The organism is Flammeovirga pectinis (assembly GCF_003970675.1).
GTDB classification, from domain to species: Bacteria; Bacteroidota; Bacteroidia; order Cytophagales; family Flammeovirgaceae; genus Flammeovirga; species Flammeovirga pectinis.
Genome location: NZ_CP034563.1, coordinates 421,129 through 444,751 on the forward strand (window position 1 = coordinate 421,129; position 23,623 = coordinate 444,751).

At 30.3% G+C, this 23,623-nt stretch carries 26 protein-coding genes; 20 read left to right on the forward strand and 6 right to left on the reverse strand.

All coding sequences use genetic code 11. The features are described 5' to 3' along the window. The first annotated feature begins 121 nt into the window (after positions 1-121). From EI427_RS22055 to EI427_RS22060, 3 genes are all read left to right on the forward strand, one after another. On the forward strand, positions 122-934 hold the full coding sequence (locus EI427_RS22055; RefSeq protein ID WP_126619104.1) for a hypothetical protein: 813 nt from the start codon (positions 122-124) through the stop codon (positions 932-934). A 94-nt stretch (positions 935-1,028) separates the two neighbouring features. After that, positions 1,029-1,154 carry a hypothetical protein gene (locus EI427_RS26375; protein WP_260412626.1) on the forward strand — a complete coding sequence of 42 codons (126 nt, stop codon included), beginning with the start codon at positions 1,029-1,031 and terminating at the stop codon, positions 1,152-1,154. 467 nt (positions 1,155-1,621) lie between these two features. Continuing rightward, complete coding sequence (locus tag EI427_RS22060; RefSeq protein ID WP_126619106.1) at positions 1,622-2,263, forward strand: hypothetical protein; 642 nt, start codon at positions 1,622-1,624, stop codon at positions 2,261-2,263. Between the two features lie 100 nt (positions 2,264-2,363). Here the strand turns inward: EI427_RS22060 and EI427_RS22065 are convergent, their stop codons facing one another. Further along, on the reverse strand, positions 2,364-2,930 hold the full coding sequence (locus EI427_RS22065; RefSeq protein ID WP_126619108.1) for a hypothetical protein: 567 nt from the start codon (positions 2,928-2,930) through the stop codon (positions 2,364-2,366). A 121-nt stretch (positions 2,931-3,051) separates the two neighbouring features. Here EI427_RS22065 and EI427_RS22070 point away from each other — a divergent pair, with 121 nt between their 5' ends. Next, positions 3,052-3,453 carry a YchJ family protein gene (locus EI427_RS22070; protein ID WP_126619110.1) on the forward strand — a complete coding sequence of 134 codons (402 nt, stop codon included), beginning with the start codon at positions 3,052-3,054 and terminating at the stop codon, positions 3,451-3,453. Positions 3,454-3,509: 56 nt separating this feature from the next. On the opposite strand, the gene EI427_RS22075 is transcribed toward EI427_RS22070, so the two are convergent. Then, entirely contained in the window at positions 3,510-4,259 is a 750-nt protein-coding gene (locus EI427_RS22075; protein WP_126619112.1) for a hypothetical protein, read from the reverse strand. A 203-nt stretch (positions 4,260-4,462) separates the two neighbouring features. Between EI427_RS22075 and EI427_RS22080 the strand changes: the two genes are divergently transcribed. Further along, positions 4,463-5,551 carry a GIY-YIG nuclease family protein gene (locus EI427_RS22080; RefSeq protein ID WP_126619114.1) on the forward strand — a complete coding sequence of 363 codons (1,089 nt, stop codon included), beginning with the start codon at positions 4,463-4,465 and terminating at the stop codon, positions 5,549-5,551. A gap of 41 nt (positions 5,552-5,592) precedes the next feature. On the opposite strand, the gene EI427_RS22085 is transcribed toward EI427_RS22080, so the two are convergent. Together EI427_RS22085 and EI427_RS22090 are read right to left on the reverse strand one after the other, a co-directional pair. Beyond that, positions 5,593-7,905: a serine/threonine-protein kinase gene (locus EI427_RS22085; protein ID WP_126619116.1), complete on the reverse strand. Its 2,313-nt coding sequence runs from the start codon at positions 7,903-7,905 to the stop codon at positions 5,593-5,595. Between the two features lie 3 nt (positions 7,906-7,908). Then, complete coding sequence (locus tag EI427_RS22090; protein WP_126619118.1) at positions 7,909-8,466, reverse strand: sigma-70 family RNA polymerase sigma factor; 558 nt, start codon at positions 8,464-8,466, stop codon at positions 7,909-7,911. A gap of 323 nt (positions 8,467-8,789) precedes the next feature. On the opposite strand from EI427_RS22090, the gene EI427_RS22095 reads away from it, so the two are divergent. The 11 genes from EI427_RS22095 (at position 8,790) to corA (ending at position 19,057) form a co-directional block, all read left to right on the forward strand. Beyond that, positions 8,790-9,473, forward strand: coding sequence for a protein phosphatase 2C domain-containing protein (locus EI427_RS22095; protein ID WP_126619120.1), 684 nt, complete (start codon positions 8,790-8,792; stop codon positions 9,471-9,473). A gap of 558 nt (positions 9,474-10,031) precedes the next feature. Then, positions 10,032-11,795, forward strand: a complete 1,764-nt coding sequence (locus EI427_RS22100; protein ID WP_126619122.1) for a glycoside hydrolase family 9 protein — start codon at positions 10,032-10,034, stop codon at positions 11,793-11,795. A 139-nt stretch (positions 11,796-11,934) separates the two neighbouring features. Then, positions 11,935-12,120, forward strand: a complete 186-nt coding sequence (locus EI427_RS26450) for a T9SS type A sorting domain-containing protein (RefSeq protein WP_126620425.1) — start codon at positions 11,935-11,937, stop codon at positions 12,118-12,120. A gap of 163 nt (positions 12,121-12,283) precedes the next feature. Beyond that, positions 12,284-12,811 carry a GNAT family N-acetyltransferase gene (locus tag EI427_RS22110; protein ID WP_126619124.1) on the forward strand — a complete coding sequence of 176 codons (528 nt, stop codon included), beginning with the start codon at positions 12,284-12,286 and terminating at the stop codon, positions 12,809-12,811. Positions 12,812-12,890: 79 nt separating this feature from the next. Then, positions 12,891-13,670 carry a HipA family kinase gene (locus tag EI427_RS22115; protein ID WP_126619126.1) on the forward strand — a complete coding sequence of 260 codons (780 nt, stop codon included), beginning with the start codon at positions 12,891-12,893 and terminating at the stop codon, positions 13,668-13,670. Further along, the gene (locus EI427_RS22120; protein ID WP_126619128.1) at positions 13,660-14,046 is read left to right on the forward strand and encodes a DUF3037 domain-containing protein; all 387 of its coding nucleotides are present in this window, start codon (positions 13,660-13,662) and stop codon (positions 14,044-14,046) included. Before EI427_RS22115 ends, EI427_RS22120 begins: the two co-directional genes overlap by 11 nt. A 552-nt stretch (positions 14,047-14,598) precedes the next feature. Further along, the gene (locus EI427_RS22125) at positions 14,599-16,182 is read left to right on the forward strand and encodes an SUMF1/EgtB/PvdO family nonheme iron enzyme (RefSeq protein ID WP_126619130.1); all 1,584 of its coding nucleotides are present in this window, start codon (positions 14,599-14,601) and stop codon (positions 16,180-16,182) included. Positions 16,183-16,207: 25 nt separating this feature from the next. After that, the gene (locus tag EI427_RS22130; RefSeq protein WP_170178577.1) at positions 16,208-16,864 is read left to right on the forward strand and encodes a T9SS type A sorting domain-containing protein; all 657 of its coding nucleotides are present in this window, start codon (positions 16,208-16,210) and stop codon (positions 16,862-16,864) included. 91 nt (positions 16,865-16,955) lie between these two features. Beyond that, positions 16,956-17,450 (forward strand): GNAT family N-acetyltransferase, encoded by a 495-nt coding sequence (locus EI427_RS22135; RefSeq protein ID WP_126619134.1) that lies wholly within the window; start codon positions 16,956-16,958, stop codon positions 17,448-17,450. Further along, positions 17,447-17,989, forward strand: coding sequence for a DUF3592 domain-containing protein (locus EI427_RS22140; RefSeq protein WP_126619136.1), 543 nt, complete (start codon positions 17,447-17,449; stop codon positions 17,987-17,989). The genes EI427_RS22135 and EI427_RS22140 overlap by 4 nt, the downstream gene beginning before the upstream one ends. Before the next feature lie 6 nt (positions 17,990-17,995). Continuing rightward, positions 17,996-19,057: a magnesium/cobalt transporter CorA gene (corA, locus tag EI427_RS22145; protein WP_126619138.1), complete on the forward strand. Its 1,062-nt coding sequence runs from the start codon at positions 17,996-17,998 to the stop codon at positions 19,055-19,057. Positions 19,058-19,061: 4 nt separating this feature from the next. Here corA and EI427_RS22150 read toward each other — a convergent pair whose 3' ends face one another. Continuing rightward, positions 19,062-19,547, reverse strand: coding sequence for a GtrA family protein (locus tag EI427_RS22150; protein ID WP_126619140.1), 486 nt, complete (start codon positions 19,545-19,547; stop codon positions 19,062-19,064). Positions 19,548-19,691: 144 nt separating this feature from the next. Between EI427_RS22150 and truA the strand changes: the two genes are divergently transcribed. Both truA and EI427_RS22160 read left to right on the forward strand, forming a co-directional pair. After that, positions 19,692-20,483: a tRNA pseudouridine(38-40) synthase TruA gene (gene truA, locus EI427_RS22155; RefSeq protein WP_126619142.1), complete on the forward strand. Its 792-nt coding sequence runs from the start codon at positions 19,692-19,694 to the stop codon at positions 20,481-20,483. 1 nt (position 20,484) lies between these two features. Beyond that, complete coding sequence (locus tag EI427_RS22160) at positions 20,485-20,928, forward strand: DUF523 domain-containing protein (RefSeq protein ID WP_126619144.1); 444 nt, start codon at positions 20,485-20,487, stop codon at positions 20,926-20,928. On the opposite strand, the gene EI427_RS22165 is transcribed toward EI427_RS22160, so the two are convergent. Beyond that, positions 20,925-22,118 (reverse strand): hypothetical protein, encoded by a 1,194-nt coding sequence (locus EI427_RS22165; RefSeq protein WP_126619146.1) that lies wholly within the window; start codon positions 22,116-22,118, stop codon positions 20,925-20,927. The two genes, EI427_RS22160 and EI427_RS22165, sit on opposite strands and share 4 nt — an antisense overlap. A gap of 229 nt (positions 22,119-22,347) precedes the next feature. On the opposite strand from EI427_RS22165, the gene EI427_RS22170 reads away from it, so the two are divergent. Next, positions 22,348-22,959 carry an alpha-ketoglutarate-dependent dioxygenase AlkB family protein gene (locus EI427_RS22170; RefSeq protein WP_126619148.1) on the forward strand — a complete coding sequence of 204 codons (612 nt, stop codon included), beginning with the start codon at positions 22,348-22,350 and terminating at the stop codon, positions 22,957-22,959. 131 nt (positions 22,960-23,090) lie between these two features. Next, complete coding sequence (locus EI427_RS22175) at positions 23,091-23,552, forward strand: hypothetical protein (RefSeq protein WP_126619151.1); 462 nt, start codon at positions 23,091-23,093, stop codon at positions 23,550-23,552. Positions 23,553-23,623 lie beyond the last annotated feature (71 nt).

Sequence of the window (23,623 nt, forward strand, 5' to 3'; positions counted from 1 at the left end):
GTGTTATACGTAAAGTGCTATTTTAATATCATTTTAAATTAAAATAATTAGAACTCTATTTTATTAGTAACAGAATTTTAAAAAATTCTATTCTAATTAGGAGAATAATCATACTATTATCATGAAATTATTGTTGAGAAAATTTCTAAACTTAGTAAAATATTTTACAATTTTAAGTTGTACTATAATTATAATATCTATTGGTTTTCTTTCTTTTAGAGAGCTTTTTCATACCAATAAGGGGCAAAGTGTTTCACATGGAACACGTTTTAATGGTACTTTAGAGAGAGGATGGCTATTACCATATAGAGGAGAAAATTATGGTAGTTTTAGTGGGATAAGTTATTATTTAATGGATAATGCTTATGTAAATAATAAGGTTTCCAGAAGTGTTTTAGATAGTTATGAATCTTTGAATAATACAATTTCAAATGATTGTTTCTATTATTATATGGAATGTAGTGATCATTCTGGAGGAAACCTATACCTACATAGAAGTCATGAAAATGGTTTAAGTATTGATTTCATGATTCCAAAACAACAAGAGGGTAAACCTTATACATTTTTAGATCATTGGGGTCTTTTCCATTATTTTTTAGAAACAGATTATTTAGGCAATTATAAACAGAGGTATTCCCTTTTAAATTTTTTAAACCCTTTACTATCAAAAATTATTGGAAAGGTATTTATACCAAGTAATATATCTAATGATTTTAGAAAAGTAGCAGATCATATATTAGCTCTTGATATTGCTTGTAAGAAAAATGGAATTAGTATTAAGCAAGTTATTATAAGGATTGAATTTAAAGAGAAGATATTTTCTACTCCGTCAGGACAAAAATTATTAAGTAGGGGAGTTTATTTTGCAAAAAAATTACCTCCTGAAGTAAATGAAATGCATGATGAACATTATCATATAGATTTTAATATTTAAGATGTTATTATGAATTGTTCAAATTTGTTTAGTGATATAATTAAACTTTTGATATAAGCTAGCGTTAAATAGATTATAACCAAAATAAATAATTATGTTTCAATTTGAAGATAAAAACACAAAACGTCGTTTGAAGTTCAAAAAAGGCGTTAGCTTAGGAGATTTAATTAGACAAGGTGTTTCTAAAGAAGAAATAAAAGAAGTACTTGGTTTAAAGTAAGAATAATTTTTAGTTAAATATATATACAAAAGGTCAACAGAGATGTTGACCTTTTTTCGGTTTTGGCAATTTTGCCAAAACCGAAAAAATATAAAATAACAGGGTGATATTTTCTACCATTTGATATTAGTATATGTAAGCTTTAAAATAAAGCAAAAAATAAAAACTCTTTAAAAAGCAATCTCATGGAATCAATTTTACTCCCTTCTGTTCTTACAATATTTATTACATTAATGTGTGTTGTTTCTGCTAGTGAAATGTATAAAATCTTTAGAGATTAATCTTAAAATATAAATAATAAAATTATAAGGAAAACCGATTTTGGCAATTTTGCCAAAATCGGTTTTCTACTTTTATAAAAAAGAGATGCTGCCATTTTAAACATTTGTTATTAGATGTTTTTATTTAAATCAAAGAGATAAATAATTCGTTATAAATAATAATGTTTAACATTAAACTTAATAAAAATGAGAAAATTAATACTAGTTCTTGCTACCTGTGTAGTTGTATCTTGTAATCAAGAGCAAAAGAGTATCAGCAACAAACCTGTTCAAAAAGAAGTCGCACAACATCAATCAGAGACTCCAGAATTAATTCAAGTAGGAGATACGAATAAAGAAGTACAAAGAAAAATGGATAAAATGTCTTTGTTTACAGGAGCACAGGTAAACATAGATACGCTTTCTGATAATTTCTACATAGAAAATATATACCAGTATAGCTTACTTCCTCAAGGGGCTAAGTTTGCAGATTTAAGTGTGGTAGTAGCAAATAATGAATTTAAATTTATGCAAATGCTAATGCAACATGTAGAAAATACAGATGCGGCTAATAAAGCAAAATTTTATAAAGGGATAAAACAAAATTTGGTATCGGGTTTAAATAGTGGTTCTATTTCTGTAGTTGACAATAAGTTTATGAAATTTACCAACGAAGGAGAAACATGGTATTCAGTTTGGTATTTATCCGAAGATAAAACAACAGGTATACAAGATTACTATTCTATAATGGTACCTGAAAAAGAATATGATTATCTAGTTTACAGAGAAAATTTACTACACAAAGATAAGGAACATACTATAGAGTTATTAGTAGAATTCAAATCGTAAAGAAGTGCGTTTATTGCACTAATTCAGTACGAGACAAAAGCAAAAAAAAGGCTTGATAATAATTAAATTACTATCAAGCCTTTTTACTTATCTTGGATATTTACTCTATAATTATTTGCTCAAAAAGCTGTTCGTGTTCTGATTTAAGTTTTATAAAATGAACACCAGAAAGTAAATTGATTTCCGAATGATCTTTTAAATTAGATAACTTAACCTCTGGAGTACCATCAGCTTTTAATACCATAACAGAAACATTACCATCATTTGTAGATATACTTACTTTCTGATCAATGATCTCGTAGTCTACGAAAGGCTTCTCTTTTGCAACAGCATAACTCGTAATCTTATTATAAGTTATGGTATCTCCAGCAAGGTCAATTTGTTTAATACGGTAATATGTTGTTGTATTTGGTGCTGAAATTGGTAAGCTATACTCTCTATGAATAGACGAATAAGACTGCCCTTTTATTTCTCCGATAGTGGCCCAATTATTTTTATCAACCGATGCTTCTATTAGAAATTTATTATTATCAACTTCTAAACTAGTTTCCCAAGAAAGGATGTTATCTTCTAATTGAAATGAATTTATTTTTGTAGGATGTTCTTCCGATGCAAATACTGAGATTGAAAGTAGAAGAAACACAAAATTTATATATAATTTTTTCATGTCTAAGATCGAATAGTTAAAGATTATAACTAATTAAACGTAAAAAACAGTGTATAGTATTCGTTTATTTTATGACATTAACGTTTAACTTTACTGTATTGATTAAATAAAAATAGTGGTGATGAAAGAACTTAATGAATGCCCTTGTAGATCTGGTAAAACATATATAGAATGTTGTGGAGTAGCCCATAAAGATATTATGAAAGTAAAGACAGCAGAACAGTTAATGCGTTCTAGATATACAGCCTTTACTATGGCAAATGGAAATTACCTTCATAAAAGTCATTATTCTAAAACTAGACCTACTAGTAAAGCAGAACGAAGAGATACAGAAAGGTGGGCAAAGGCTGTGCAATGGATTAAACTAGATATCTTGAATGTTATAGATGGTAAGGAAGAAGATGCTACAGGAGTAGTAGAATTTAAAGCCTATTATTTAGATAAACATCTGCCGGGTATTATTCACGAAAAATCTACTTTTAGAAAAGAAAATGGACATTGGGTTTACGATGCGGCTATCTAATAGTACACTATAAAATACAAAAGCTCTCTATTAAAATTTAATAGAGAGCTTTTGTATTATTTTGTTTTTGGAATGGATAACTTTTTACTAAAGTGATCCCATTCATCTTCGGTTGTTGCGTCAACCAATTCTTTATGTAATACACTGTAAGCATCAAAGACTTCTCGTGTAACTTTATTTAAATAGTTATTAACCTTCTCATATTCTTCATCAGTTATATTGTAATGATAGAGAATAGAATTTTTATCACATACCTTATCAATAATAGATTGGTAGGAGTGGTTTAATACTAATTCAAAAGAATCAAAAGCTAGAGTGGCTTGTTTTTCTCGGTCTTTATCTAGTATAACGGCTTGAATTGTCTTCTTAACTTGAGTAAAATATTTTGCAGTTTTAATTAACTTCTCATCAGATTTTTCCTGTAATTTTTCAATATCTGCATTTAAGTCAGGAATAAATTTCCCCCATTCTTCTTCAGATATTATTTCTTGAGACTTGGAGAGAACTTCAATATTCGTTTTTCGAATTGCAGTTTTATGAGCAATTACAGAATCATAGAAAACATCAAATTCTAACGTAGTTGTAGTACGTTTAACAAAGAGCTGATTTAATTCTTTTCTATTAAACTTATCTTTCTTATTTGCTTCCTTTCTAATGTCTGCAGATTCCTTTACTATAGCTACAATTGCTTTCACTTTTTCTTTATCGTCAATATGTTTTTTTACATACTTTTCGAAATTAGGAATAATGTATTCATCCCCTTTTGTAGACGAGAAAATGAGCATAAAGAGTAGTACCCAAACCATTTATTGAATGTTTTTATTTGTGTGTATTTTCAGATGAAATGAATCTCGTCAAATTATGTTACAAATTCAAGTTTACAGTTACATCGCTTCTTTCTAATATTGTTGGCATCTTTAAAAAAATGGAATGATTTTGTTGATACTGATTCATACTTTCATAAATTTGTTAGTAGGATATTCTTTTTTTTAATCTAACTTTTTAAATAATGCAAGAGCAATTTTTTTACGCAGTTGCTACTATTTTCGCCTTAGTATTTGTTTTGTTGATTCCTGTAATGTTTTTACTAAGAGGTAAGAAATTAAAAAAACAGAATAACTTACTAAGTGTAAAATCTAATTCTGATGAAAAGTATAATGACCTTTTAGAGCGTTACACAACACTCCAAAATAAGTTAGAGAAGCAGAAAAATGAATATGATACTAATTTAAATGATTTAGAACGTGAGTTAGTAGTTAAAGGAGACGACCTGTCTGCTATAGCAAAGCGTTTGATAAATGACTATGTTGAATTCTTATCCACAAAAGTAACTTCTAGTAATTACGTAGAAGTGAAACACCAATTAGAAGAAGTTTTTGAATTCTGCGAAGTGCATAACTTTAAAGATAAAGAAGGTAAAGATGGTGCCAAGAAAGATTTAAAACACCGCTTTGAGGAGTTGGTAAGAAAAGATATTCAAGTTCAAGAACAAACTCGATTACAAAATCAGATGCATGATGAAAAAGTGATGCAAGGGAAAGTAATTCAAGAGTTAGAACGTTTGACATCAGAAAAAGAGACGTTATCAGAAGCTTTAAATACTGCATTACAAGAAGCCAACGAGAAACAAGTAGAATTACTTCAATTAAAATTAAATAGAGTAGAAGAGAATATTGAAAGGGCGACTTCTCAATCTAAAAATACAACTTCGGGTTTTGTATATATACTTTCAAATTTTGGAGCATTTGGCGAAGATGTATTTAAAATTGGTATGACGCAAGATGAGAATCCTAACAGGTTAATTAATGAGTTTGGTAATGCAACAGTACCATACCCATTCGATATCCACGCAATGATACCATCAGACAATGCTGCAGCTCTACTAGAAAAGTTACACAGTCAGCTGAATAAGTATAGAGTGAATAGGGTAGATTTAGAGAAAAATTTCTTCTCTGTTTCCATTCAAAATATTATAGATATTGTAGAAGAGGCGGAGAGTAAAGTAACATTTACCAAAGACCCTGAAGCTCTAGAGTATTTTAGATCTATGGAAACCACAGCAGAAGAACTAAATTACTTATCTAAAGTAAAGAAATAAAAAAATGGTCATTTATCAACTTTAGATAAATGACCATTTTTTTAATAAACATCATATGTTTTCCACCAATCCTTAGCATCTTCTCTGCTCCAAGGGTGGAGTTTATTTTGAACTTCTAAAACCGTAATCAATGTATCTACAGTTTGTAATCTTTTTGATGGATCAAAGCGAATACATTTTAATAAGATTTCTTTAAGACCGTGTGGAACATCATCTCTATCAATTAGCATGTCTCTAAAGTTACCTTGGATGGTTTCTTCGCCAGACATCACTTTCTGAGAAATTAATTCTACCAAAAATTTTCCACTTAGCATATATAATCCTAAAGCGCCTAGTGCATAAATATCAACTTTAGTATCACTATTAAGCGGGTCTCTTAATCTTTCTGGAGCCATAAACATTGGTGTGCCTCCAATTTTATGCATTTGCGTTACCTCTTCATCTTGGCTTTCTAAGTTTTTAACCAAACCAAAGTCTAATAACTTTACCTGATCATAAGCTCCACCTTGTTGAGAAAGAAGTATATTTAGAGGTTTTAAATCTCTATGTACTAAATGGTTTGTATGTGCTTCTTGTAAGCTATAGCAAACCTGTAATAGCACATGAATAACCCTTCCCAAAGGAAATGGTTGCTGAATTTCTAAAGCTCTAGAAAGTGTAATGCCTTTAATGTATTCCATTACATAATAGAAATTACCATCAGGGCTTCTACCAAAATCATATACTTTAATAGTATTCGGATGTTTTAAAGAAGAGGTAATCTTTACTTCTTTTTCAAAACGCATAATACTATCGTCGTTAGAAATTTCTTTTTTAAGAAGTTTAATAGCGACAGGCATTTTTAATAAAACATGTTCTGCTTTGTAGACTTCTCCAAAACCACCTTCTCCAATTTTATCAAGCAATTTATATTGTCCTAATTGATGAAGCTGATTAATTTTTTTGTTGTAACGAAGTAAAGTAATGTTGGAGTTATAGAGCACGAAAAGTAACCCCGTAATGATGATATATAGAATTATAAAAAGGAAATCTAACTTAGGAATAATATCTAATGAGTCTTCAGCATATTCTTCTGATATAATTCCAAAGCCTAAATCATCCATCCATTTCCATGCACCGATAACTTCAACCCCTTGATAATTTTTATAAACATGGCTAATAGCACCAAAATTCTGGAATGAAGAAGGTTGATCAAGATACTGTTTAATAGCCTGAGCACTTTCTGTTAAAGGCCATTCAGAAGGGTTTAATGCAGGCGTTTTACCTGTCATAACATTTTCTCCTGGATTATTAATATTGATATAAAAGATACTTGTTGCATCTGGAGTATTTGGGATAAGAACCGTACTTTTAAGTACATCATTAAACCTAGTTTTAGAGATCATCTGGAAATCAGTATCTATTGCATATGTTTCTGATGAATGACCATGTTGACTAGGAATAAATAACTTAGAAAATTTTCCTTTAGCAAAAGTAGCACTGTATAAAATACAAAGAATGTTTCCTTTTGTATCTTTTATAGGAGTTAGAAAAACGCAGTCGGCATCTTTATATAAAATTGTTTTAGAGAATAAAGATTCAGAATTGTGAATAGGAGGAATAAATAGTGTCTCTCCATTTCTGGCTTTAACATGAGGTGTGTAAAACGCATTACCTAGTTGCTCAAAATTAAAATCAGACGCTAAACCTATTTTTGCATGATAACTATTGAGTAATACCATAGGAGTATTTTTACTCATAATACCAATAGCTTCCATCTGATAGACCTTTTGTATTTTAAGCATCTGATCAGACAACGGAACAACTTCTCTGTTGTATTCTTCTAAAGAGAGATTTTTCTTTTCTAATTCTATTAAACTTTTCCCAAGGTTTATTATTATATCTGTTTTTGCAAAGCGTTGTAATTTATCTTTTTCAGTAGAAACCCAATCTTTAATTATAACAGCAGTAGTCTTATTTTCTGCAATTTTTTCTTCTAATTCAGAAGTCACAATTGTAGTATATACTTCTTGCCTTAAATAGTAACCTAAACCGAGTAGGCAAATTAAAGCTGTAGTAATAAGAAGTAATCGAGAGCGCTTTTTTGTAAAAAGACGAACCCTTAACTTATTTATAAAGTTACTTTTATCTTCTTGCTTATTCGTTAAGAAGAAATGCTCTTTTGTTTTCTCTTTCTTAGTGTTATCTGCTACTATATTTATTTCTGTAAATTCATTATATAGAGAGATAACTTCATTATAAAGAAGCTCGTTAGTTCCACAAGCTTCCTTTATAAATTCAAGTGCATTGTCTTTCGGTAATTCTAATACTTTAGCCAAAATTTCAGAGGCTTGCTGATGTAGTTTTTTATCCATGAATTAAATATCCGATTTCATAAACTTTTTCAACCATGCTTTAGCCACTTTCCAATCGACTTCAATAGTTTTAATAGAAACGCCAAGTTCATCGGCAATTTCTTGCATTTTTAAACCACCAAAAAATTTAAGTTCAACTACTTGGGCTTGTCGTTCATGAACTAAAGCAAGCTGTTCTAACCCCTCATGAATATCTAATACCATTCCTTCTTTTTCTGGAACGAAAGCAATCCCTTCTTCTAATTCTAGTTTATGTGCACCAGAACCTCTTTTCTGAGCATTTGTAGATCTTGCATGATGTACCAAAATACGACGAATGGCTTGTGCTCCTACAGCAAAGAAATGTGTACGTCCTTGCCAATTAATTTGGTCTTGATCTACAAGATTTAAATAGGCTTCATTTACTAAAAGTGTCGGTTGAAGGGTATGCCCACTTCTTTCCCTACGAAAAAGGTTATTAGCTATATTATGTAAATTTTCATAAACTAATGGGTATAACTTTTCTTTGGCTTGAGGTAAATCTAACTGATTTAATAATTGAGATACTTCGTTTTTTTCCATAGTACAAGAGTTGTATAAAAGTTGATAAGTAGATTTAATTAAAGCTAAAAAATTTAATTGATAACTTCATGCTTCTATAAGGGTAAAGTACTCTTAATACCCCTAAAATAGATTTATTTATTTTAATAGGGTGACATTTTTACTTCTTTGATATTAATAGATGTAGGTTCAAAACAGTGATGACGTATTGAACTAAGTGAATGTGTAATTAATGATAGATATTATAATTTTTGATGATGAAAAAAGGGAGACGCTTGTTTCCCTTTTTTTTTGACAAAAGTTAGGGTTTAGTTCTTCTTAATTCCCTTCTAAAAATAAAAAGCATGATTAAAAACGTCTACCAAAAAGGTCTATCTCACTCTAACCATAATGAAGATGCGTTTTATACGCACTCCTTAAATAAAAAATTTACTGTAATTGCTGTAATGGATGGCTGTTCAACTGGTGTTGATAGCTACTTTGCATCTACTCTTGTTAAAAAGCTTTTAAAGAAAATTTGTTTAGAATTACCGAAAAAGAAATCTCTAACAGATAAATTATTAATAGATGAGTTATCTACAGAAGCTTTAGGAAAGTACATTACCAGGACTTTATTTATACAGTTGGTTCAACTAAAAAATAAATTATATCTTGATTATTCTGAATTAGCCACTACAATTTTAATTTCTGTAATTAATACAGAAACAAAAAGAGCTTGGGTAATGATGTCTGGTGATGGAGTATTAAATATTGATGATGAAGTTATCCTTGTCGACCAACAAAATATTCCACACTTTTTATGTTATTTCTTAGAAGATACATTTACAAATTGGTTTTCTAATTATACCTACCATAAAGAATTTTCTTTCACACAGAAAGTAATATTAGCTACTGATGGTGTGAAAACTTTTAGTAATCAACAATTACCTGCAGAAGAATTATTACGAACATTTTTAGATAAAGGAACACAACAATTATTTAGATCACCACATATGGATGATATTAGTGTAGTATGTTATTCTATTTAAATTCCGAAAAATTGTATAAACAAAAAAAGAGTTAGGAGAAACCCCTAACTCTTTTTCATAACCCAAAAACTAACTATTACTCTTAATCTTTATATCTTAAACTCGAACTAAATCAAGTATTGTTTCTTTTTATAATTATACTAACGCAAATAAACAGTCATCGTTTCGAAATTTTTGTGAACGAGATATAACTAATTGTATTGAATGTTAACATCAAAATTTATCAATTAAAAAAGAACATGATCTCAGCTGAAACCATGTTCTATCGATACTTTTTTATGTTATATTGATATGAAACATTCATTTTTTGTAGGTTGAACCCAAAAAGCTCAATTACTTAAATGTCTATTATTTTGTTTTAGTTTTGCTTATATAAACGACTATTTATACCCTTGTGATTTTACTAAACAGGTCAAAAACTATCTCTAAAAGATCAAACTCTAAATCTATTTCATCTCATTTTTAGTAATTATCTATGGAATAGATATTTCTTGATACAATTATTCAAATTGGTTGTATATTGTTAAGGAAATTAAACGAATAATTAACAAACTAAATATGAAACTATCTCCAATAGTACTAAGTATCATCTGTCTGCTATTTTTAAGTTGTTCTAACAGCAAAGAAGAAAATAGAATCTTAATTAACCAGGAAGGTTATTACCGTACTGCTACTAAAATTATTACGGTTAAAACCGATAAACCGGCCAAATTTTTACTTTTATCGGCTGATAAATCAAAAGATATTTTGAAAGGCGATGTAACTAACATTTCTCCTTGGAAATTTTCAGGAGAGACTTACGGGAAAATTGACTTATCAAGTTTTAAAGAAGCAGGGGCTTATGTTGTGTGGATAGAAGATATTGGTTACTCCGATATTATCAATATTAAAGATAACTTAGGAGAACAATCTTTAGCCACTAGTGTAGAAGCTTACTATTTACAAAGATGTTCATCTCCAATAGAAAAAGAGTACGCTGGTATTTATGCTAGAGAAGGAGGTCATCCAGATGATAAAGTGCTAATTCATTCCTCAGCACTTAATCCAGGACAAGATCCTAAAACAACAATTAGTAGCCCAAAAGGGTGGTATGATGCAGGAGACTATAATAAGTATATTGTAAATTCTGGTATCACTACGTATACATTATTATTGGTCTATAAAAATTATGCAGATATTTTAAAACCAATAGAACTTAAAATTCCCGTAAACAATAAGAATTTACCTTTGTACTTAGATAACATAAAATGGAATCTTGATTGGATGTTTACTATGCAAGATCCTTTAGACGGAGGAGTGTATCATAAACTCACAAATGCAAGTTTTGATGGAATGGTTATGCCTGCAAAAGCTCAGAAAAAATCAAGGTATGTTGTTCAAAAATCTACCGCCGCAGCTTTAAATTTCGCAGCCGTATTTTTTCATGCATCAAGAGTATTTTCAGAATTTGATAAGACTTTAGCCGAAGATTATAAACTTGCTGCAATTAAAGCATTGGATTGGGCAGAAAAGAATCCTTCGATAATTTATGATCAGGTCGAGATGAATAAAAAATATTCTCCTAAAATTACAACAGGAGCATATGATGATAAGAACTTATCTGATGAATTTATTTGGGCTTATACAGAAGCCTTTTTAACTACTTTGGATGATACCTATTATACAAAAGTAGAATGGTCTAAGGGAGATTATAATAAAGTACCTTCTTGGAGTAATGTAGAATATTTAGCAATATATTCTTTATTAACAATGAAGTACGACATACCAAAAATTGCTCAGAAAGATTTTCTTCTACTCAAGAAAATGATGACCAAAAAAGCGGATGTATTAGCTTCTACTTATAAAAGTTCAGCAATGTCTACATCAATGGGAGCAACCAATAACGATTTTGTTTGGGGATCTAATGCAGTAGCGGCTAATCATGCAATGTTTCTTTTACAAGCTTATGCTATTAATTTTAATAAAGAATATATAGATACAGCAATTGGAGCTTTCGATTTTGTAATGGGTAGAAATCCTTTAGATATGTGTTTCTTAACGGGTTCTGGAAAACAACACCCTATGCATATACACCATAGATTATCTGACGCAGATAAGATTAAAGAACCACTACCAGGTTTACTAGTTGGAGGTCCTCAAAATGAGAATAACTCAGATAATTGTGGTTATAACAATGAATTTCCTGCAACTACATATAAAGACGTAGTCTGTAGTTTTACAACCAATGAAATTGCGATAAATTGGAATGCACCTTTTGTTTATATGATGGCCGGTTTAGAAAGCCACTATGGTAATAAAATAGATCCCTTGGCTCAGAATTAAACATAAATAAAGTACTTAATAAAAAAGCCTTTCAATACAGTGAATCCTGTATTGAAAGGCTTTTTATGTTATAATTCTAATTGTACGAAGGTGATAGAACATTAACCTTCTATTTTAGGAGCTTTATCTTTGATATTTTATTGAACTCGTTGTAGGTGTTTTCTATGATTTAAATGGAAAAATACTTTCACAAACGGTACTTTCTAAAGATATCGAAGGGAATGTAGTTGCTACAGTAGATGTTCCCGCTGCCACCAAAGGGATTAACCTCTTAAGAATTTCTAACGGTTATAATTCTGAAACTGCAAAAATAATAATTAACTAATTTCTAGTTCTTATATAAGATTTTGAGAAAGACGGATAGTATACTTTAAAGACAAAGCTATATTATTCGTTTTTTATTATGCTGATAACATTAAATTTTTCTAAATAAATCTCGCTAATTATTTCAAATAGCTTATTTTAGTAAATAATTAGCCTAAGAAAATATGAATCTTGTAAACGTAAAAAAAATTACATTACGGAAACTAGAATTTTCGGATTGTCAACGGATGATAGATTTAGTGAATAATAAGAATATTACCAAAAACTTATTAGATAGATTCCCCATTCCGTTTACTTTTAAACATGCCCATAGATTTATAGAAAATACTAAAACATCACAATCAGCCACAGTATTTGGAATAGAATACAAAGGTGAATATGTAGGTAATATAGAACTAATGCACGGACAAGATGTATATAGAAAAGGAGCAATAATTGGCTATTTTATTGGTGAGGAGTATTGGAATAAAGGTATTGCATCTGCTGCTGTTAAAATGATGGTAGATTATGGTTTTAAATATCTTGATTTTGTGAAAATTAGTGCTTTAGTTTTCGATAAAAATATTGCTTCTCAGAAAGTATTAGAAAAAGCTGGTTTTAAAGTAGAAGGTATATTTAGAAAAGCAGTATTTAAAAATGAAGAGTATTTAAATGAAATTCATTATGCGGTTTTTTCAGAAGATATTGTTTAAAACACCTTTGCTCATTTAATCTTCAAGTAATAATATTTACATTGAAGAGATTTATAAATAACATCGAAATATAATATAAATGTATAATACAGATATTCGTACAGTGAATATGACGCGTTATATTACGCCTTTACGTGAAGGAGGTTCTCTACCTGCAATCGTAGAATGTGATGACGGTTTTGAATATGTCATTAAATTTAGAGGAGCGGGTCAGGGAGTAAAGGCTTTAATTGCTGAACTTCTTGGTGGAGAGATGGCTCGTCAGATTGGATTAAATATGCCTGAATTAGTACTTATAAATTTGGTAGATACGTTTAGTAAATCAGAAGGTGATGAAGAAATTCAGGATTTATTAAAATTTTCTGAAGGCCTAAATTTAGGTATGAGCTATTTAAGTGGAGCAATAACATACGATCCTTTAGTTTCTATTGCTGAACCATTGGCGGCTTCAAAAGTGGTATTGTTAGATAGTATTATCACAAACATTGATAGAACGCATAGAAATACAAATCTTCTTAATTGGAATAAAGCATTATGGGTTATAGACCATGGAGCAAGTCTGTACTTTCATCATTCTTGGGATGGGTGGGAAGATCATTCTAAAAGAACATTTCCTATGATTAAAGACCATGTTTTATTAAAGAAAGCAACCAAATTAGATGAGGCCGCTGCTTTAATTAAATCAGAATTAACTGAAGAAGTTATAAATGGTATTGTAAATTTGCTGCCTGAAGATTGGTTGTCTGCTAAAGGAATAGATGCAAATCCTGAGGAAAGAAAAACCGTTTACAAACAATTTTTGAATACGAGAATTGCTAATTTAGACCAACTCACCAAAGAGGCAAAAAATGCAAGATAAGCAAGTATATGAGTATGCAGTTATTCGCTTTGTTCCTAAAGTAGAAAGGGAGGAGTTTATAAATGTTGGAGTAATTTTATTCTGCAAAGGATTAAAATACCTTGATTTAAAATACAAAGTGGTACAGAAAAAATTAGATGCTTTTGATATTGAAATTGATCAAGCTCAATTAGAAACCTATCTACAGACTTGGAAATTAATTTGTGAAGGAGGATCTAAAGGCGGTGTTATTGGCGAACAAGATTTACCAAATAGATTTAGGTGGTTAACTGCAACAAGGAGTACATTGATCCAAAGCTCTAAAGTTCACCCAGGTTTATGTATTAAGCCTCCAGAAGAAATACTAGAACATTTATTCTGTAAGTATATCGGTTAATATAATTATTTTTTCTATTCTTTATTGAGAATAACACACTGCACCTTATTAAAGGTGTTTTTTGTTTACTAAGCTAATTGGTACTTATAATTACTTTAAACGTTAATTTTAAAAAGCCTATAAATCAGTGTTGTTTGTGTCTGTAGCATAAATTTATTTCAAAATAGCATATTTTTCAGCTTTCAAAGTAACTACCTATAAATGAAATAATTATCAGAATTTCTGCTAAATATTTACAATGAGGATACCTAATATTGAATATCAGTAGATTAAAACTAATACAGTTTTTTGACCTGTTTTTTGTAATAAACAATATCACTTATGGAGTTAACTCAACTATTATACAATTCAATTCTAATTGTTTTACATCCATTTTATCGGCTCTATTAATTATAAACTCCTTTAGAAAACAGCAAACTACTATATATCTAAGAAAGAGAATATGGTGTTATTAGCAGTCAATAAGCGACTGTATTTGAGTTTTGTTTTTATATACATTTGTCAAAAGACGCTACTACAAAAAATTTAAAAATTTACTACTTCTACAATGCTATGGAATCAATAACTAAATCTCGACTACTTGATATTAAAAAATGTCTTTTTATTAGTTTATGTCTTTTAATGACTGATTTAATTTGTAATGCTAATAATATCACTGTTACAAATGTTGTTTTAAGTGAACCAGATACAACTGCAAAAACAGCCGACATTACGTTTACAGTTACATGGGAAAACTCTTGGAGAGTATCAGCATCACCTTCAAATTGGGATGCAGCATGGGTATTTTTAAAATTCCAAAATGTTTCTACAGGTAATTGGGAACACTTATCTATCAATACTTCTGCTTTAGCAAATAGTATAGATGATGGCGATAGTACATATCCTAACCCAAAATTGGATATCAATAACGACTCTGGTACTGGTTATGGACACGGTATGTTTGTTTATAGTGATGGATCTGTAGATTTAAATGGAGATGTATCTTATAATGTTAGTATGGCTTGGGATTACGAAGAGGACGGTGTAATTAGCAACGATGAATTGAATATTCGTGTATATGCAATAGAGATGGTTTATGTTCCATCTGGAGCATTTCATCTAGGGTCAGGAGGAAATGAAACTGCTCATTTTTATAAATATGATGATGGGAGTAATACTTCTGATACTTATCAGGTGCTCTCTGAAAATACGATTAGTATTGAAGCTACAAAAGATAGTTTATTTTATGATAATGGAGGAGAGATTGCCGATAGAGGAGATGCTGCGGTTGGTATTCCAGTTACAATACCTGCTAATTTTCCCAAGGGCTATTCTTCTTTTTATTGTATGAAATATGAAGTAACACAAGGTGAATACGTGAATTTTATAAACACTTTAACAGATTCACAAAAAGCCAATAGATTAGAAGATGATTATAATAAACCTTCTACAAGAAATAGTATTTCTGTTGTTGATGGAGAATTATATTCTAGTGTTCCACATGTTCCTTTTGGAAGATTACAATGGGCTGATTTAGTTGCCTATTTTGATTGGATGGCTTTAAGACCTATTACTGAATTAGAATATGAGAAACTTTGCAGAGGTATTGCAGCACCCGTTACTGGAGAGTTTCCTTGGGGAACAAACCAAGTATCTTCAGAAGTTTATTATTCTGATGTAATAAATTTAATTAATGATTTAGGTAGTGAGACAGAAGCCCTTGATGAGTCTATTATTGATACATCAAATGCAACAGAAGGTAATGCAAATTATGAGTCTGTAAGTGGAGATGAGGATGGTAATGTATTAAGGGTAGGAACATATGCTTCTTATACAAATAGTATCAGAGCTTCTAGTGGTGCTACTTATTATGGGATTATGAATATTGCAGGCAATATGAGAGAGCTTTGGATTACTATCGGAAATACTACAGGTAGAAGTTTTACGGGGCAACATGGAAATGGAAAGATAGATACAGATGGAAATGCCGATGTGCTTAATTGGCCAGGAAATGATGCAATAGGTACAGGTCTGAGAGGTACTTCATTTAAAGAAAATGGAACATTAATGAGAACTTCAAATAGATTTAGTGCTTCAAAAACATTTTCTATACGTTCAAATTATGTATCGGGAAGAGCAGGAAGAACAGCTAATTAAAAATTCAAACTCAACACAGGCTACTATGTTAAAATATATCACAACTTTTTTATACATCATCTCTATTACATCATCTTTTGCTCAATACCAAGGTGGAGAAGGAGGAGGTGCTCATTTTGGTGAAACAGTTGCATCTGTAAGTTTTGATTTACCTATCACGTTAAGTTCATTTACTTTAGCAGGAAATCATGATGGTAGTGTTACACTAAAATGGGAAACATCAACAGAAATAAACAATGCTTATTTTGAAGTTCAAAAATCTATTGATGGTAGACATTGGAATACTATTACTGAAATAGAAGGAGCAGGAAATTCAGCAGTAAAGTTAGCTTATACCTATACTGATAATTCACCAAATATTGGAAAAACATACTACCGATTGCATCAAATAGATTTTGATAAAAATGAAAGCTATTCTTCTGTTTTAGTATATCAAAACGGAGAAGTAGAAACGGTTTTATCATTGTTCACGTATCCAAACCCTTTTGTAAGTTCTTTTACAGTTACAGGAGATGAGGTAGAATTATCAACATTAAAAGTATTTGATGCTAACGGACGAGAAATAATATTGTCGCAGAAAATTGAGAATACGAACACTGTAACTATTAGTTTAGTAGAGTTTCCTAAAGGAATGTATTTTATTAAAACTAGGAAATTATCAAAGTGTGTAATTAAGAAGTAATACTCTTAAGATATATTGATTAGAAATTAAGTCAGCATTTAATACTAGATTGTTATATCTTGTATTTTAATGTTGACTTTTTTTATTTGTTATGATTTTTCAGCTAGAGAAACTTAGAAGTACAGACTATTCAATTGTAAAAGATATCTATGATTATTACATAGAAAATACCACTGCAACTTTTCATTTGGATTTAATTTCAATAGAAGAGTTAAAAGCCACCGTACCCTTAAATCATCCAAAATACCAGTCTTTCTTAATTTATAGCGAAGGTATTGTTTGTGGATATTGTTATATCGGTTCTTTTAAAGCAAGGGCTGCTTACGATCGTACTGCAGAAATTACGGTCTATTTAAAACCAGAAAGTACAGGAAAAGGGATTGCTTTTGGTGTAGTAAATGCTTTGGAAGAAATAGCAAAATCTGTTGGTATTAATGTTTTAATAGCTTGCATAACAGGAGAAAATACTGCGAGTATTCGACTGTTTGAAAAATGTGGATACGAGAAATGTGCACATTTTAAGCAAGTAGGAGAAAAGTTTGGTAGAATATTAGATGTCGTAGATTATCAAAAAATAATAGGATGAGTAAGAAATTAATACTGATAATTCAGTTTATTATAACAGTGGCACTTGTCAGTTTTACTTGGTTAAATCCACCTATCAATTTTGCCATAGATCATATTACATTATTACCTTTCTTACTGAATTTAGCAATTATAGGATCTTACGGAGTCTTGATTTATTATTGGGATAAGACTAAGAATCCATCAAAATTAAATATGATTATTTTAATATTACTTATTTTTAGTACAGTACCTGTTGTATTAAAAGGAAGTAATTATTTTTCGAGTATTGGCAATCAATTACTTGTATCTTCTGGAGTAGATGTTACAGCAGAAGTAACCCACAAAGGACAGTCACGCAGAAAAAAAGGACTAGGAATGATAGATGTATTTGAAATAAGTTATCAATATATTACTTTAAGTGGAGAGTTTATTCAAGTTACTAAAATTGTGAGTAAACCCATTTTTAATAGCTATGTAGAAGGGGCTGAGGTTCAATTAAGATATTATCCAAATAATCCAAAAAACCATATCACTTACTTTTTAATTAAAGGAGAATAAAATAATATGTCAGAGTCACTATATAACAAAGATGAGAATGTAGGCCTATCGCCAGACGAAATAGTTTTTAGAGGAGAACGTAAAAGTGAACATGTAACCTTAAATTTATTCGATTATTCACCTACAGGTTTTGTAAAAAAGAATTTAAATAGAGTACATGAAATTCAACCATTCTTAACGAATAATTCCGTAACGTGGGTAAACATTACAGGGCTTCATGATACAAAGATAATTGAAGAGTTAAAGTCAATGGATATTAATCCGATTGTACTTTCAGATGTTTTAAATACAGAAGGCCGTCCTAAAATACAGGAACACGAGAGGTCTCTTTTTGTTTCTATAAAGTTATTACATTACGATACAGTCGAAAAAAGAGTAGAGATTAACAACCTTAGTATTGTTACAACAGATAATGCTGTTTTTACTTTTGAAGAGAAGCATACAGACTTTTTTAATCCTATAATTAAACGACTTGAAAAGAGTAAAAAGAGTCTTGTAAATGCAGGAGCAGACTACCTATTGTTTACCATTTTAGATTTAGTAATAGACAACTATATTTACCTGCTCAGTGTATTAGGTGATAAAATTGAAGACCTTGAAGACATTCTTTTAGCTAATCCTAAGAGTTCTACTTTAGATCTTATCAATTTTTATAAGAGGGAATTAAATACCATTCGAAGAAATATAAAACCTGCTGTAGAAATTATTCTAACACTTACCAAAAAGGACTTTGAATATGTGTCTGAAGAAACTGAAGTTCACTTTAAAGAACTTTTGAATAATATAAAACAGGTGAATGAGATTTCGGATAGTTATAGAGAAATACTATCAGATTTGTTAAATATTTACCATACCACTGTTAGTTCTAAGCTTAATAGTGTGATGATGACCTTAACAATGTTTTCTGTAATCTTTATTCCACTTACTTTTATTGCGGGTATTTACGGAACAAATTTCGATAACATACCAGAATTACATTATGAGTATTCTTATTACATGATGTGGATGATGATGTTTACAATAACCATTTTCATGATGAATTATTTTAGGAAAAAGAAGTGGTTATAAACCTTTACTTATTTTTCTTAGTATTCACTTTAAATGTATATCTACTCTGCGATATGTAGCTGAAGATTACAGAAACAACTGTAGTTAACATCTTAGATGGCGTTGGGTAGATATGCAATAAGTCAACAAAAAACTTCATAAGTAGGTAATTAAGTACAATTGCACCAGCACTAACTTGCGCGTACCTAAATAATTGAATATGACTTTTTACATCAGATAACTGAAAAGTAATGTATTTCTGTAGTAAAAAACCTGTAGTAAATGTAATAGGAAATACAATAAACAAAGCAGCAATGTGTCCGCTTATTACAACAAAACCTAGATCGAGGTTATGTTCATCAACTACAAAATGAAACACCAAAAAATAGAGAATAATATCCAAAGCAAGGTTACCACCTCCGCATACAGCATACCTGAATGTCTGTAGGGGCATTACCTTTTTAAAAGGAGGATAAAAGAAGTCTATAAGTTTGATTAAAAAATTTCTCATATTATTTGAATTAACAGTGCAATATAAAAGCTAATTCTCTCTCAACACTAAATAATATACGTTTCTTAACGATTTTATCAGTGTTTAATCATTTAAAAACTCTACTTTCGCTCTTCTAAAAGGTAATTGATATAAACTCTTAAGATGCGCTATTTTATACATTTAGCCTACGATGGTACTAACTATCGAGGATGGCAGTTTCAACCAAATGTAGTTTCTGTACAAGGAACTATAGAAGATAGATTAAAATCAATTTTTAAAACTGATATTACAGTATTTGGTTGTGGAAGAACAGATGCAGGTGTACATTCTAGCCAGTATTTTATTCATATTAATTTAGCAGAACCCCTCACATTTGATCTAAAATTTAGACTCAATAAAAACCTTCCAGAAGCTATCGTTGTGTATGACGTCATTCCTATGAACGATGATCAGCATGTTCGCTTTGATGCAACTATGCGTACTTATGATTACTTTATTCATACAGAAAAAGATATCCTAAATTCTAAATTTAGTTCTAATTACGACGTTACAGCTTTAGATATAGATGTGGTACAGAAAGCGGCAAAAATGCTAACATCTTTCGATGATTTTATTGGTGTTTGTAAAAAACCTCACCTGTATAAACATACACGTTGCAATGTTACACATGCAGAGGTTTTTGTAGATAGAGAAGCAAAAAGATTAAGGTTTACAATTACTGCAAATCGTTTTTTAAGAGGAATGATTCGCTTAATAGTCACAAATTTATTGAATGTAGGCAAAGGTAGAATCACTTTAGAAGAGTTCGAGAAAGTCTTTACTAATAAGGTGACAATAATTGATACCCCACCTGCATATCCATCGGGCTTATTCTTGTCTAAAGTAGAATATCCTTATTTAAAAATGGAATCTAAAAGTGGGTTATTAGCAGGTTTAAAATTAGGATTACAATAACATGACTAAGCCAGAATATATTGTTAGTGCTTGTTTAGTAGGTATTAATTGTAGGTACAATGGTGGTTGTACTCATATTAGTAAGATTGAGCAATTGGTAGTAGAAGGTAAAGCACTTGCTGTTTGCCCCGAAGAACTCGGAGGTTTACCAACACCAAGAAACCCTGTCGAGATTGTAAATGGTGCTGTGAAAGATAAATTTGGAACAGATCAAACAATTGCATTTAATTTAGGTGCACAAAAAACTTTAGAAATTGCAGAAAATGCAAATATCAAAAAAGCAATTTTACAAGCTAGAAGTCCCTCTTGTGGTTATGGTAAAATATACGATGGCTCTTTTACAGGTAATTTAATTGATGGAAATGGAATTACATCGTCTTTATTAGAAGACAATGGATTTGAAGTATTTACAGATCAAAATTGGGAAAGTAAAGAGATTGATTAATCATTAAAAATTACATTATCAACAGGTTCTGACACTTCACATTGTGCTAAAACATGGCTTTTTGATAAAGTTTTAGAAAGGAACATTACAGCCGTTTTATCTGCAGTAGGTTTAAAAATAATAGCACAATCAAAAGGAATTAGATTTAGATCATAAATAGGAATATGTATTTTTTGCTTTGTTCCGTCAATTGAAATTCCCTTTGCAAAACTAGCCCAATTAGTAACTTCGGTAAATTTACTACCTAGTGTTTCTAAAAATCTTGGCACACCATTAGAAGTTGTTTTCATGGGTACTCCAGAGTTTAAAGCAGACCTTATATTCTGTGGTTTATAGTAGTTAACTTTATCAAAAAATAAACCTGCTTCATAATTTCCTGCATCGTTACTCGTAATACCTTCAATTCTATTTCTAAAATTAATTGCCATCATACTTAACCGAGCATCTACGGCTTTAGAGATACTACTCTGTAAAATATCGTTTGTAGAAACAAAAGGAATATTAGAAGGTAAATCAGACTTAATTGCATTTACTTTTTGAGTATCTACATAATAGGCAAAACAATGTACTTTCTTACCAAAAACTAAACCCTTTAAAGAATTTATTCCTAGAGAAATTGAATTCGTAAATTTATAAAGGTCCTCTCCAATATAATGAGGAATCTGTTTACTTATCTCTAATTTTCTATTTGCATTTAATGCCTCAACTGTAGCCTCATCAGAAAACATATTAAGAATGCTATAATATGTAAAACCGTCTGCTATAACATGTGAAATAGACAATATTAATGCAAATTTCTCAGTGGGATTTTCTTTATCAGGAATTATAGACAATAGCGTTAATGGGTGTAATTTATTTATTAGATGCCTTCCTTTATGTACTATACAGCTTTTTACAGCATTTGTAATTTCTTCATAACTCATTTCATCCGAAACTGAAATATTAGTGATGTCAGGGTGGTAAAGTGGTTCTATGTCTGGTGAGTTAGAAAACTGTAAACTACTTTTTTTATTTTGTCTGATGATGCGACCACTTAACCAAGGGTTTGCATTTATAATTTCTTGAAAACGATCTTTAATTTTCTTACCGATTAACTGTATATTTCCTTCAAAGAAAGTAATTGATGTTACTCCGGGTTCTTCCATTATAGCCATTGATGTTTCGAACGGCATGAGGGCTATTTTTTCCATTTTATAAAATTATATAGGTTTACTTTAGTCTTAGTAATTTACTAAATTACATTCTATAGGGCTTTTATTTTAGGTTTTGTTATTAGAATAATTCAAGATTTACATCTTTATAGAATACGGTTTTAGCAATTTTGCCAAAATCGATAAAAAGAATTATTGGAACAATTTGACATCGTCTATGTTTATTAAAAGTTAGATATACCTTATAGAGACACCTTAATTTATAGCTATGCAACTTTTCGACTTACCAAGCGACAAAAATAAGAACCTTTTACCTTACAGTGGGACAGTAAATTATTATGGAAAAATATTGTCGCAGAAGGAGGCAGATTATTATTTCACAACATTTATGGAACAAATAGAGTGGAAAAATGATGTTGCTTTGATGTTTGGAAAACGTATTGAAACCAAAAGGAAGGTAGCATGGTATGGCGAAAAACCTTTTAAATACACCTATTCTAAAAATACGAAAGAGGCATTGGCTTTTACTCCAGAATTATTAAAGTTAAAAACATTAATAGAAAAAGAAACAGGAGAAACGTACAACTCTTGTTTACTGAATCTCTATCATAATGGGAGTGAAGGAATGGCTTGGCATAGTGATGGAGAAAGAGATTTAAAAGAAAGAGGGGCAATAGCATCTGTATCTTTTTGTGCTGAACGTAAGTTTGCTTTTAAGCACAAAGAGACCAAAGAAACTGTAAGTTTGGTATTAGAACATGGTTCTTTATTAGTGATGAAAGATGAAACACAAGAGTTCTGGTTACACCGTTTACCGCCAACTAAAAAGATAGGGACTCCAAGAGTAAATCTCACTTTTAGAACAATTGATTCTGAATAGTATTTTTAATGTATTTAGTTGGCTTATGGATAGTATTGTTATAGATAATTAATAATTATAGTTAAATTAGAATGAACTAACAATCAGTCTATTAAATAGTAGTAGTACAACAGGATTTCCATTTAATAACCATGAAAACAGCGCGTAGAAGAGACCTGAAATATAGGTTCTCCCTTCCTCAAAAATCACTCATTCTGATTCCAATCTTTGGCTTATTAGCCATTTTTGTTCTACCACTCGATACCTATCAATTTCGGGTAATAAACATAATTCTTCATACAGGTAATTTAGGTGTTTTAGCTATAATGATCTTTGAAAGGAATTATGTTACTTGGAATAACAATAGAGTGAAAATTTCTATCCAAGGGAACAAAACGAGGAGAATTAAATTTGAAACAATTGATGAAATTACTTTTAAAGAAGAGAAACTAACTTTTTTTCTTAACACCAATAAAATGATCGTTTTTAGGTTAGATTATTTAAGTGATACGGATAGAAGAGTTTTAAAAGGAGCAATAAACGAAGCTGTCGAAACTCACTCAAATGAAGAACTCCCAACTTATAATTTAGGGACTACTTTATTTGGTTCCTGATATTTCTACTCTTCTGATTTAAAAAAAAGAATCCCCACTTATCAAATAATAAAGAGATAAGTGGGGACTTT